Raw genomic sequence first — 11932 nt, 5'->3', positions numbered from 1 at the left:
GCTCCGTCGCGAAGACCCTAGAATCCATGCCGTTACCTTGGTCGAAGGGCGCGGCAGCGCAGAATTCTGGACCGCGGCAGCGCTTCGAGGTCACGGAATGGATTCTAGGGTCTGCGCCGCGTCGCTCCGCTCCTTGCTCCGCCCTAGAATGACGATCGCGCGGCACCGCCCTCGCGGCGCCGCCATACGTTTATGGGCTGCCTAAGAACCCATGCGTTTCAGCCATTCCTTGCCGACGCCGCGGTCGCGGATGATCGGCAAGGGATCCTCATGGTCGAGCCGGGCGCAGATGCGGTAGACCTCCAGCGTCTCGGCGTTCATCTCGCCGCGCTTGAAAAAGAACATCGCCGCAGCGTAGCGGGTGCGGCCGGACCACATCTCGCCGAGCGGCGTGTTGACCAGCTCCCACTGCTCGGCGGCTTCCGCTTCCAGATCTTCCGCTTCGCTTGCCATGGTCAAAAGTCCGCCGGCGGGTTGGCTGTGCGGCGGTCGAGCTTGATGAAGGGCCTCTGCACCACCTTCGCCTTCTTCATCAGCTTCTGGTACTGCAGCTCGCGCATGGCGTAAATCTCGACCCAGAGTTCGTCGACGATCGTGTCGCCATAGGGCCGCTGCAGCGAGGCGAGCGCGATGTTGCGCTCGGCCATCGGCGACCACATCGCCGCGCTGACCAGCCCGACCTCCTGGCTCTTCTTGTAGTAGACGATCGCATGCTCGGCCGGGATGTTGCCTTCGATCTCCAGGCCGACCAGCACGTGACGAAGCTTCTTCTTCGTCCGGGCTTCGAGGATGGCGCGGCGGCCGTTGAAATGGCCTTTGTCCAGATCGATCATGAAGCCGAGGCCGATCTCGTCCGGCATGCGCAGGCGGTCGGCGCGGATGGCATGCTCGGCGGTGGTGAAGTCGGCGTTAGCGACGATCAGCCCGGCCTCCAGCCGGGCCCGGTTCAGCGCCGTATAGCCGATGGCACGGATGCCGCGCAGCTCGCCCGCCGCCATCAACCGGTCCCACAGGCTCAGTGCCTTGCCGGCCGGCACGAACAATTCGTAGCCGAGATCGCCGGTGAAGCCGGTGCGCGAGATGGTCACCGTAGCGCCGTCATGCGCGAACTCGGCGAGGTCGAAGACTTTAAGCTGCTCGACACCGGAAAAGCCCGCGTCGCGGAGGATGGCGAAGGACGTCGGACCTTGCAGCGCCAGTCCGGCGACGGTCTCCGTCTCTTCCTCGACGCTGACCTCATAGCCGATCGCGCTGTCGAGCAGCCAAGGCAGATGCCGCTCCTGCGAGCACAGCCGAAAGCGTGTCGGCGACAGCCGGCTCGGCACCCCTTCCAGCCGCGCATCGACGCGCTGGGCCTGAAGCAGGATTGGTACAGCTGGGCCGGCTACCGCGCGCCGCATTCGCTGTGGGACGAGGAGCTCGATATTTCGCCATCCGCAGCCAGGCGGCGTGCGGAAGTGGGATTGCGCGAGGGTGCGGGCTGCGTCGGTTTTCACATGACGATTCATGACGGCTTTCCTCTGCCGTAGAGCGCAGCTTCAGCGATCTGCAAAAACATCCCCTAGGCCCTCATAGCGATGATGTGGCGCGCGGCGTTGAAGCCGGGCGCGCCGGAGATGCCGCCGCCCGGATGCGAGCCGGCGCCGGCAAGGAACAGCCCTTCGAGCGGCGTATCATAGCCCGACCAGCCGGAGACCGGTCGCGACATCAGCATCTGGTCGGCCTGCAACTCGCCGTGGTGCCAGTGACCGCCGGGCATGCGGTAGCGCGCTTCGATGTCGGCGGGCGTCAAAAGCTCGAAGTGGCGGACCGTTGCGCCGATCCCCGGCGCATAGGTTTCGAGCTGCGCCATGATCGCCTTGAGGAAGCGCGGCTTGCCGGTGGCCCAGCCCTCTCTCAAAGCATAGGGCGCGTATTGCACCACGGCCGAAAGCACGCAGGCGCCGGACGGTGCGAGCGATGGGTCGGCCAGGCTGGGCAACGTGATCTCCATCACCGGCTCGGGCGAGAACTCGCCATATTTCGACGGGTTGAAGGCGCGCTCGACATGGTCGGGCGAAGGCGCGGCGACGAGGCGGCCCTTGTGGTCGGCGGCGTCGACGCCAGTAAATTGCGGCGGCCGGTCAAGCGCCAGATGGAGCTTGGCCGCATCACCCTTCATGCGAATGTTCTTCACCTTGCGCACGAAGCCGGTGTCGACCTCGCGCGACCCGACAAGCTCGAGGATCGTCGTCGCCGGATTGATGGCGGAGATGACGGCCTTGGCCCGCAGCGTTTCGCCGCCTTGAGTGACGACACCGACGGCGCGGCCCTTCTCGACGATGACCTTGGCTACCGGCGAGGCCGGGCGGACCGAAACGCTCGCCTTGTCCGCCGCCGCGCGAATGGCAGCGACGACAGCGCCCATGCCGCCTTTCGGCTGGACTTGCGCACCCGCAAGGCCGCCAATTTCGCCGGAAAGCCTGTAGTAGAGGCCGAGCAGTGAAGTCGGCGAGCGCGGCCCAAGATGCGAGCCGAGCGTCGCGTCGAAAGCAAGCAGGCCCTTCAGACGGTCGTCCGAGAGCTGCTCGTCGAGCAGGTCGTACACATTCATCAAAAGCACGCGCAGGAAGTCGCGCATATCTTCCTTGCCGAGCCTCTTCAGCGCCAGCGCGGTCTGGCCGAGCCCGGTCATCTCGGCGAGCGACATGCCGCCAAGACCAGGCGGACGGCGCGACAGGAAAGGCTTCAGCACGCCGGCATAGCGCAGCAATTGCGCGCGCAAATCTTTCCAGGCCGATTGCTCGGATGGGCTCGCACCCGTCAGCACCTCGCCATAGGCGCCGTGCAGCGTGAGCGGACCGTCCTTCGACAGCGCCACCGACGGCATGAAGTCGCCGTGCTCGACCGTCAGTCCGTGGCGTTCCAGCTCCAGCGTCTTCACCACATCGGGATGCAGTCGATTGAGCAGATGCGCGACCGTGGAGACGCGAAAGCCCGGCGCAAATTCCTCGGTGCGCGCGGCGCCGCCGACCTCGTTGCCGGCCTCGAGCAGCAGCACCGCGCGGCCAGACCTGGCCAGCGTTGCGGCGGCGACGAGGCCATTATGGCCGCCGCCGATGACGATGGCATCCCAGTTCAAATCAGATGACGTCATGGGCCGGGCTCATATGCAGGGTTGGCTTGGCGAGATCGCGCAGGATCTCGGCGGCGGCATTGCGTCCGGGCGCGCCCATGACGCCGCCGCCCGGATGGGTGGAAGAGCCGCACATGTAGAGCCCGCCGACCGGCGAGCGGTATTGCGCGTAGCCGGGCACCGGGCGGTTGAAGAGCAGCTGGTCGAAGGTGAGCTCGCCCTGAAAGATGTTGCCTTCGGTGAGGCCGACCTCGGCCTCGATCTCGCGCGGCGTGCGCACCTCCATGTGGACGATGCGGTCGCGGAAGCCGGGCGAATATTGCGCGACCTGCGCAATCACGCTTTCGGCGAAGCCGTCGCGGTCGGCGTCGGTCCAGTCGCGGCCGTCGATCTTGGGCGGCGCGTATTGCACGAAGCAGCTCATGAAATGCTTGCCCGGCGGCGCCATGGTCGGGTCGAGCGTGGTCGGGATCATCATGTCTAGGAAGGGATCGGCCGACCAGCGTCCGGCCTTCCGGTCGTCATAGGCGCGCTCCATGCGCTCGATGGAATCGGTGAAATGCATGTCGGCGCGGTAGGCCGGCGAGTCCTTAGGCAAAGCCGGGAATTCGGGCAGGGAATCGAGCGCGATGTTGACTTTCCCGGAGGAGCCGCGGATTTTGAAATTGCGGACGCGGCGCAGGAAGATGTCGGGCAGCTCCTTCTCCTCGACCAGCTTCAGGAAAGTGCGCTTGACGTCGGCATTGGAGATGACGAGCTTGCCGTAAATCTCCTCGCCGCCGGCAAGCACCACGCCCTTGGCCTTGCCGTTCCTGATCAGCACCTGGTCGACTTCGGCACCGGTGCGGATGGTGCCGCCACTGGCCTTGAGACGGCCAGCGCCCTGGTGACGGCGCCCATGCCCCGCGCGCATAGCCCCAGGCGCCGACCGAACCATCGACCTCGCCCATATAGTGGTGGAGGAGCACATAGGCTGTACCCGGCGACATCGGCCCAAGCGCCGTGCCGATGATGCCGGACAGCGCGAAGTTGGCCTTGATAACGTCGGTCTCGAAATACTCGTCGAGGAAGTCCGAGATCGACATCGTCCAGAAGCGCAAGGTCAGCGCTCTTTCCGAGGTTGAGAGCCCCGCGAACTTCTTGCCGAGATAGAGCAGTTCGCCGAGATCGCGCGGCTTGAAGCTGGTCGGATCGGGCGCGGTGCGCATCAAGAGCGGCTGGATGAAGCGACACCGTCGCGTGACGTCGCGCGAATAGCGGTCATAAGCCTCGGCGTCGCGCTTCGAAGAACGGGCGAACTCGCGGCGATGCGCGTCATGATCGCGGTAGTTGGCGAGGTAGTCGCCGTCGCGCGTGAACACCGCGCCGCCTTCATAGGAGATCACCTGCAGGCCGAAGCGCGGCAGCTCCAGATCGCGCATGATCTCGGGCCGAAACAGCGAGCAGACATAGGAACAGTTGGAATAGAGGAAGCCCGGCGTCAGCTCGCGGCTGGTCGCCGCACCGCCGACCCAATCGTTCTTCTCGACCACCAGCACGTCCAGCCCGGCGCGCTGCAGGTAGCAGGCGTTGACCAGCCCGTTATGGCCGCCGCCGATGACGATCGCGTCCCATGCCTTCATGCGCGCAAACCTCCATCCGGCTGCCCCTATCTTCTTGTTTCCGCGATTCTCGACGCGAAACCGGGTCGCGGTTTTCCTGGATTACTCCGTGCGTTTTGTTCCCTGGTTGCCCGAATTTGGCACGGACCACAGTTTTTTGTCCAGCCGTTCTGAATGAATGTTCAACAAATGGTGTTGCGTTTTCCTGTTGATGCGCTAGGCTTTGCCGGCATTTTCTGGACCGACCCCGCACGGCATTTGCGTTGAGGATCCGATGATCGAAACGGCTGACGCCGAGCCGGAATATGACGACACCGCCATCCGCTTCCTCGAAGCGCTGTGGAGCGAGGGTTACCTGTCGCCGGGCGGCCCGGACGAGGTCGACCGCGTGGTCGAAGGCCTTTCCCTCAAGGATAAGACGGTCCTCGATATCGGTTGCGGCACCGGCGGCATCACGCTGCATCTGGTCGCAACGCACGGCGCGGCTCGAGCCACCGGCTTCGATGTCGAGAAGCCGGTGATCGAGACGGCGAGGCGAGGGGCGATCAGGCAGGGTATCGAGGACCGTGCCGGCTTCATCCAGGCGCCGCCGGGGCCGCTGCCTTTCACGGACGCCTCCTTCGACGTCGTCTTCTCCAAGGATGCGCTTTTGCATGTGCCGGACAAGGACGCGCTGTTCGCCGAAATCTTTCGCGTGCTGAAGCCCGGCGGGGTGTTTGCGGCGCCGGACTGGATGATCGGGCATGACGGCGAGCCGTCGCCTCAGATGAAGGCCTATATCGCGGCCGAAGGGCTCTCCTTCGCCATGGCTTCGCCGGCGCGCTATGCCGAGGCGATGCGGCGCGCCGGCTTTGCCGACATCACGGTCCGCGACCGCAATCCATGGTACCGCGAGGTCGCGCGCGAAGAGCTTTCGCGGCTCAAGGGGCCGCTCTACGCGCAGGCCGCGACAGCGGTCGGCGCGGCCTATGTCGACAAGAATATCAAGACCTGGGAGGCGATGCAGAAGGTGCTTGACAGTGCGAGCACCGCCCCACTCATCTGCGCGGTTGGAAGCCGGTCGGATAGCCGGCGATGCTGGAGACCGTCACACCCATGAAGACTGCAGAGGCGAGCGATGCTCTCCCCGAAACGGCGCGGAAAGGCGACGCCGAAAAGCGTGGCCGCAAGGCCTCGAAAGAGGTCCGGCGGCTGCAGCTGATCGAGGCGACGATCGATTCACTGGCCAAGCGCGGCTATGCCGAAACGACGATGGCTGATGTGGCCGACGGCGCGGGCCTGTCGCGCGGCATCGTCAACTTCCATTTCGAGAGCAAGGAAAAGCTGCTCATTGCCACGCTGCAGTACATGTATGACGAATATTCGGCGCATTGGCGCACTGCCTTGGAGAAGGCGGGCGACGATCCGGCGCGACAGCTGCAGCATCTGGTATGGGCCGATTTCGACCGCTCGATCTGCAACAAGCGCAAGCTTGCTGCATGGCTCGCCTTCTGGGGCGAAGCCAAGTCACGGCCGACCTACCAGGCGCTGAGCAGTTCGCGCGACGCCTATTACCAGCAGGTCTTCATCGATCTTTGCACGACGCTCAAAGAGAGCGGCAACTACACCTATGACCCCCAGGTCATCGCGCTGGCGCTCAGCGCCATGCTCGAGGGCTTGTGGCTGCGGCTGATGATGGGGACCGAGGACACCACGCGAGAGACCGCATTGCAGGCGGCGAATGCGTTTTTGGCCGCCGCCTTCCCGAAACACTATGGCTAGCGAGAGCTGGGGCTAGCAAAAGCCAGGGTTAGCAACAGCCGGCCAACAAGACCGGCAACCAAAAGAGGACGGAACAGCATGAAGAAATTCAGCCGACGCCTGACATTGACCTTGGCGCTTGGGAGCGCGATCGCGGCTTCGGCGGCGGCGTTCGCCGTTGCCGCCGACAAGGACCTGATCGTCTTCGACTGGTCCGGCTACGAGGATCCGAGCTTCCACGGCAAATATGTCGAGAAGAACGGCGACTCGCCGACCTTCGCCTTCTTCGGCGACGAGGACGAGGCCTTCGAAAAGATCCGCTCCGGCTTCAAGTCCGATCTCGGCCATCCTTGCTCGCAGAGCGTGGTGAAGTGGCGCGAAGCGGGCCTGCTGCAGCCGCTCGACACTTCCAAGATCGCCGGCTGGAAGGATCTCAATCCCGGAATCATGGTGATGAAGGACCTTGCCGCGACGTCCGACGGCAAAGGCCTGGTTCATGCCGTGGGACTGGGGCGATACACAGCTCACCTACAATTCCGACAAGATCGCCGAAAAGGACGTGCAGTCGCTGAAGGTGTTCGCCGATCCGAAATACAAGGGCAGGGTTTCGATCGGCGACAATGTCGACGACGCCTATGCGCTGGCCAGCCTCGCCATCGGGCTCAAGGACTGGACCAAGATGACGGACGACCAGTTCAAGCAAGCGTCGGATTTCCTGCGCCAGGTGCACAAGAATGTGCGTTCCTACTGGACCGACACCACCGACATCGTGCAGCTGCTTTCCGGCGGCGAGGTCGACCTCGCCTGGGCCTGGAACGACGCGACCGTGCAGTCTGTCAAGGCCGGCGTGCCGATCAAATCCAAGAAGGACACCGACGAAGGCATCTCGACCTGGGTCTGCGGCTACGTGCTGTTGAAGGACGCGCCCGGCAACGTCGACAAGGCCTATGACTACCTCAACGCCGTCAACGATCCGGAAGTCGCCAAGGTGCTGGTCAAGAACTGGGGCTACGGCCAAGCCAACGCCAAGGGCATGGCTGGCGTCGATCCGGCGGTGCTCAAGGAAAAGGGCTACGACAACGTGGAAAAATGGGTGGACAAGACGCTGTTCCAGCAGCCGCTGCCTTCGGAACTCAAGCTCAAGATGATCGCCGAATTCGAGAAGATCAAGGCCGGCTATTGAAGAGCAGTATTGAAAGGACCGACGTCGTCATCGTCGGTGCCGGCTTCACCGGCTTGTCCGCCGCGCTCGAACTGAAGCGGGGGCGCATCGATTTCCTTGTGCTGGAGGCGCGCGACCGCGTCGGCGGCAGGGTAGAGGCTGTCCGCAATGGGTTAGGCGAACTGATCGACAGCGGCGGCCAGTTCCTGTGCGTGGACATGCCCGAAGTGATGGCGCTGGCCAGGGCCTACGGCAAGACCTTCGTCGAGACCTATGTCGAGGGCGAATTCATCACCCATCCGTCGATGAGGCCGGCGCGGGCGGAGCGGACCTATCGTGTCTCGATGGCGATCCGCGAGCGCATGAACAGAATCGATCCGGACGATCCAGCTATTGCCGGGCTGACCGTCGCCAATTGGCTGGAACACCAGCACGATGCGGCCGATGCCAAGGCCGCTTTCCGCTCGTTGGTCGAGGGCCTGTGGTGCCTGGCAGCGGACAAGGTGCCGCTCTGGTATCTGATCGACAATGATCGCCGCGTCACCAACGAGGTGTTCGAGCTGCAGTATTTTCTGGGCGATACCATGCAATCGCTGGCCGATGACCTCGCCGGCGAGCTCGGCGACTGGCTGCGCTTGAACCAAGCGGTGGCCCGTGTCGAGCGCGCCCCGCAAGGCGTTCACATCAGCACCGGCGCAGCCACGATCGAAGCGCGCGAGGTGCTGATCGCGCTGCCGCCGGCGACGGCCGCGAAGCTCGATTTCACGCCGGCTTTGCCGGCGGAGCTCGCAAGCGCGCTCGGCGTCTGGGAAAGCGGCGCGGTGATCAAGATCCTGGTGCGCTACGCCAAGCCGTTCTGGCGCGAGCGCGCCTTGAGCGGCATGATGATGTGGCGCGATCAACCCGGGCTGTTTGCCTGCGACGCCAGCAAGGATGCCGATCACGCCGCGCTTGTCGTCTTTGTCGGCGGGCCGCTCGCGCTGCGCTGGCATCCGCTCGGCAAGGCGGCGTTGCAGGCGGAAATCACCGCGCGGCTTGTCCAGGCGCTCGGCCCGCGGGCCGCCGACATCGTCGATTTCAGCTCGCGCGACTGGACGCATGACCGCTGGAGCGGCGGCGCCTATAGCGATCTCATCGTCGATGTGACGGCGCGGAATGCCGAGCGCGTGATCCTTGCCGGCGCGCCGCCGGTCTATTTCGCCGCTTCGGAAGTCTCGCCGTCTTTCCCGGGTTATGTCGAGGGCGCGATCGTCGCCGGCCGTATCGCTGCCGCAAAGATTCAGTCGGCCATCGCCACCAAAGCTTCAGGATCGTAGGCGAGGCGGACCGGCGCACCGACCGGAATGTCGTCGGCGCCGAAATCGTTTGTCTCGGTCACCGAAAGCGGCTTTTCGAGCCCCGGTATCTCGACGATCAGATGCGTGATCTCACCGAAATAGTGGCGCTCGGCGACCTTGCCGGCGATCTCGAATTTTGCTGACGCATTGTCCCACAAAACGCGCAGGCGTTCGGGCCGGATGCCAAGCGTCGCCGCGCCGCCATTGCGCAGGAAGGCCTTCGGCTTGTCGGTCCTGACGCGGCCGAAGCCCAGCGTGTCGAGCACCAGCGAAGCGCCGTTTTCCTCGACGATCTCAGCCTTGACGAAATTCATGCCGCCGAGGAAGTCGGCGACCTGGCGGTTGACCGGGCGCTGGTAGATTTCCTTCGCGAAGCGACCTGCGCGATGCGGCCGCCGAACATCACCGCGATGCGGTCCGACATCGCCAAGGCTTCGTACTGATCGTGCGTGACCAGAACGAAGGTGATGCCGACCGCCTGCTGCAGGCGGCGCAGTTCGACCTGCATCTGCTCGCGCAGCTTCTTGTCGAGCGCCGAGAGCGGCTCGTCGAGCAGCAGCACTTTGGGCCGCATGACCAGCGCCCGGGCCAAAGCCACGCGTTGGCGCTGGCCGCCGGAAAGCTCGGTGGCGCGGCGCTTGCCGAGGCCGGTGAGCGAGACCTGCGCCAGCGCTTCCTCGACCCGGCGCTTCTCCTCGCCGACGTCCAGCTTCAGCCGCTTCAGCCCATAGGCGACATTCTGCTCGACATTGAGATGCGGGAAGATCGCATAGCTCTGGAAGACCATGTTGGTCGGCCGGCGGTTGGCGGGGATGCCGTCCATCGGCTGGCCGTCGACGGCGATCGAGCCGCTGGTCGGCGTGTCGAAGCCGGCGATCATGCGCAACAGCGTGGTCTTGCCGCAGCCGGAGGGCCCGAGCAGCGAGAAGAACTCGCCTTCGCGGATTGCCAGCGAGGCGTTGTCCAGCGCCTTGAACGATCCGTAGCTGCGGGTAACGTCGCGGATCTCGATCGTGGTGCGATCCGATGGCGTGCGCTCGGACTGCCTGCCCCATTCTGGGTGCGTCTCGCCGCGCGGCGGCGCAGGATTTCGGCAATCGTCATCAGCACGAAGGACGCAAAGAGCAGCAAGGTGCCGAGGGCCAGCACGCCGGGAAGCTTGGCCGCGAAACGCAACTGGCCCCAGATGTAGATCGGCAGCGTCGCCTCGGTGCCGGTGAGGAAAAAGGCGATGATGAATTCGTCGAGCGAGATGGTGAAGCAGACGAGCAGGCTGGAGATTATCGCCGGCGCGACCATCGGCAGCGTCACGCGCCTGAAGGTGCCGAACGCGCTCTCGCCGAGATCCGCGGAAGCCTCCTGGAGGCTGCGGTCGAAACCCTCGAAGCCGGAGGTGAGCACGGTCATCGAATAGGGAATGCAGACCAGCACATGGCCAAGCACGACGGTGAAGAGCGACAGGCTCAAACCCAGCTGCAGCATGACCAGCAGCATCGAGATGGCGACGATCACTTCGGGCAGCACCAGCGGCGCCATGATCAGCCCATTGACGGCGCGGCGGCCGGGATAGCGGTAGCGGGTGATCGAGCGGGCGGCGAGGATGCCGAGCACCGTCGACAGGATCGAGGCGGAGACGCCGACGATCAGGCTGTTCCAGGTGGCGTCAATCAGCGCCGGCGTGCGTGGCAGGTCCTCGTACCAGTGCAGCGTGATGCCCGAGAGCGGGAATTTCGGCGTCGCCGCCGTGTTGATCGAGAAGATCGGCAGGAAGATCACCGGTAGATAGAGGAAAAGCAGATAGAGGACGGCGTAGCTCGACAGCCAGCCGGGCAGGTAACGTCTGATCGCCGTCATCGTGCCAGCCTCTGCAGGGCGCGGATGACCAGCACGGTGGCGCCTGCCATCAGCGACACGATGATCATCGCGGTGACGGAGAGCGCAGCGCCCAACGGCCAGTTCGACGCCTTGCCGAACTGCGCCTGGATGGCGTTGGCGATCATGACGCCGTCCTTGCCGCCGACGAGCTTCGGCGTGACATAGTCGCCGACGGTCGGGATCATGACGATCAGCGCGGCCGAGATGACGCCGGGCGCCGACAGCGGCAGGGTGACGCGCAGGAAGGAACGCAGCGGCCCGTCACCGAGGTCGGTCGCCGCTTCGACCAGGGTCCGGTCGACCTTCTCCAGCGAAACGAAGATCGGAAGGATCGCGAAGGTCGCCCAGGCATGGGTGAGCGTGATGATGACGGCGCTGGAATTGTAGAGCAGCGCGGTCGACGGCTCGTCGATGATGCCGAGGCCCATCAGGCTGGAATTGAGCACCCCGTTGTAGCCGAGGATCACCTTCCACGACATCACGCGCAGCAGATAGCTGGTCCAGAACGGGATGGTGATGAGGAAAAGCCACAGGCTCTTGTGGCGACCGCCATGGAAGGAAATGAAATAGGCGATCGGGTAGGCAAGCGCCACTGTCAGCAGGCTGACAATCAGCGATATATAAAGCGAGCGCCAGAGCAGGTCGCGGTAGATCGGCTCGGTCAGCGCGACCCGGTAGTTCTCCAGCGTGAACGTGTCGTCGATGGTGAGGTAGTTCTGCGTCCAGAAGGAATGGGCGATGACGACCAGGATCGGCAGGACGAGGAGAATAAGGGCGTAGATGAAAGGTGGGACTGATCAGGGCAAAGCCCTGGACGGCTTCCGATTGCAGAAGGGTGCTTCGTCTCGATCCCGCCATGCGCAACGGGGGCGACCCTTCCGCGGCAACCGTCATTGCAGCGCTCCGGGCGTGATTTCGGTAGCTGGCTCGGACTGTCCCGCCATGCGGCCTTCCCCTTCGTAGCGCCAGCCGCCTGTTCCCGAATTATGCTCGGAGCCTGATCGCTCCTGGCTTGCCGGCTTTCTTCATCATGAGCGCATCCGCCGATTGAAATCAAGCGCTATCTCTGCGATATTGATTGAACGGATATTCAAAATGAAGT

Annotated in this window: 6 protein-coding genes and 5 pseudogenes; 4 read left to right on the top strand and 7 right to left on the bottom strand. The window is 64.3% G+C overall.

Features of this window, described 5'->3' with window-relative positions; genetic code table 11:
• Nucleotides 1–201 precede the first annotated feature (201 nt).
• The 4 genes and pseudogenes from LB553_RS03185 to LB553_RS30650 form a co-directional block, all read right to left on the bottom strand.
• A complete protein-coding gene (locus tag LB553_RS03185; RefSeq protein ID WP_224510603.1) occupies nt 202–453 on the bottom strand; it encodes a hypothetical protein in 252 nt (83 codons plus the stop codon).
• 2 nt (nt 454–455) lie between these two features.
• The gene (locus LB553_RS03180) at nt 456–1508 is read right to left on the bottom strand and encodes a glycine cleavage T C-terminal barrel domain-containing protein (RefSeq protein ID WP_224510601.1); all 1053 of its coding nucleotides are present in this window, start codon (nt 1506–1508) and stop codon (nt 456–458) included.
• Between the two features lie 53 nt (nt 1509–1561).
• Entirely contained in the window at nt 1562–3136 is a 1575-nt protein-coding gene (locus tag LB553_RS03175) for a phytoene desaturase family protein (protein ID WP_224510599.1), read from the bottom strand.
• Nucleotides 3123–4737 (bottom strand): annotated as a pseudogene (locus LB553_RS30650) (phytoene desaturase family protein). Before LB553_RS30650 ends, LB553_RS03175 begins: the two are co-directional and overlap by 14 nt.
• 253 nt (nt 4738–4990) lie before the next feature.
• Between LB553_RS30650 and LB553_RS03160 the strand changes: the two are divergent.
• The 4 genes and pseudogenes from LB553_RS03160 to LB553_RS03145 all read left to right on the top strand — a co-directional run bounded on the left by LB553_RS03160 (nt 4991) and on the right by LB553_RS03145 (nt 8934).
• On the top strand, nt 4991–5815 hold the full coding sequence (locus LB553_RS03160) for a class I SAM-dependent methyltransferase (protein WP_224510593.1): 825 nt from the start codon (nt 4991–4993) through the stop codon (nt 5813–5815).
• The gene (betI, locus tag LB553_RS03155; RefSeq protein WP_224510591.1) at nt 5791–6477 is read left to right on the top strand and encodes a transcriptional regulator BetI; all 687 of its coding nucleotides are present in this window, start codon (nt 5791–5793) and stop codon (nt 6475–6477) included. Before LB553_RS03160 ends, betI begins: the two co-directional genes overlap by 25 nt.
• 78 nt (nt 6478–6555) lie before the next feature.
• A pseudogene (locus LB553_RS03150) lies at nt 6556–7639 on the top strand (ABC transporter substrate-binding protein).
• The gene (locus LB553_RS03145; protein ID WP_224510588.1) at nt 7636–8934 is read left to right on the top strand and encodes a flavin monoamine oxidase family protein; all 1299 of its coding nucleotides are present in this window, start codon (nt 7636–7638) and stop codon (nt 8932–8934) included. The pseudogene LB553_RS03150 and the gene LB553_RS03145 overlap by 4 nt, the downstream one beginning before the upstream one ends.
• On the opposite strand, the pseudogene LB553_RS03140 reads toward LB553_RS03145, so the two are convergent.
• The 3 pseudogenes from LB553_RS03140 to LB553_RS30645 form a co-directional block, all read right to left on the bottom strand.
• A pseudogene (locus tag LB553_RS03140) lies at nt 8898–9967 on the bottom strand (ABC transporter ATP-binding protein). The gene LB553_RS03145 and the pseudogene LB553_RS03140 sit on opposite strands and share 37 nt — an antisense overlap.
• 32 nt (nt 9968–9999) lie before the next feature.
• Nucleotides 10000–10809, bottom strand: a pseudogene (locus tag LB553_RS03135) (ABC transporter permease); the annotation flags it as partial.
• A pseudogene (locus LB553_RS30645) lies at nt 10806–11724 on the bottom strand (ABC transporter permease). The pseudogenes LB553_RS30645 and LB553_RS03135, both read right to left, overlap by 4 nt.
• Nucleotides 11725–11932 lie beyond the last annotated feature (208 nt).

This window comes from Mesorhizobium sp. CA8 (assembly GCF_020164955.1).
In the GTDB taxonomy this organism is placed as follows: Bacteria; Pseudomonadota; Alphaproteobacteria; order Rhizobiales; family Rhizobiaceae; genus Mesorhizobium.
This window is presented reverse-complemented; position numbering and strand designations above follow the sequence as displayed.

Excerpts from the sequence above, each read along its gene's own strand:
- LB553_RS03185 (WP_224510603.1), bottom strand. The coding sequence starts at position 453 with ATGGCAAGCGAAGCGGAAGATCTGGAAGCGGAAGCCGCCGAGCAGTGG.
- LB553_RS03180 (WP_224510601.1), bottom strand. The coding sequence starts at position 1,508 with ATGAATCGTCATGTGAAAACCGACGCAGCCCGCACCCTCGCGCAATCC.
- LB553_RS03175 (WP_224510599.1), bottom strand. The coding sequence starts at position 3,136 with ATGACGTCATCTGATTTGAACTGGGATGCCATCGTCATCGGCGGCGGC.
- LB553_RS03160 (WP_224510593.1), top strand. The coding sequence starts at position 4,991 with ATGATCGAAACGGCTGACGCCGAGCCGGAATATGACGACACCGCCATC.
- betI (WP_224510591.1), top strand. The coding sequence starts at position 5,791 with ATGCTGGAGACCGTCACACCCATGAAGACTGCAGAGGCGAGCGATGCT.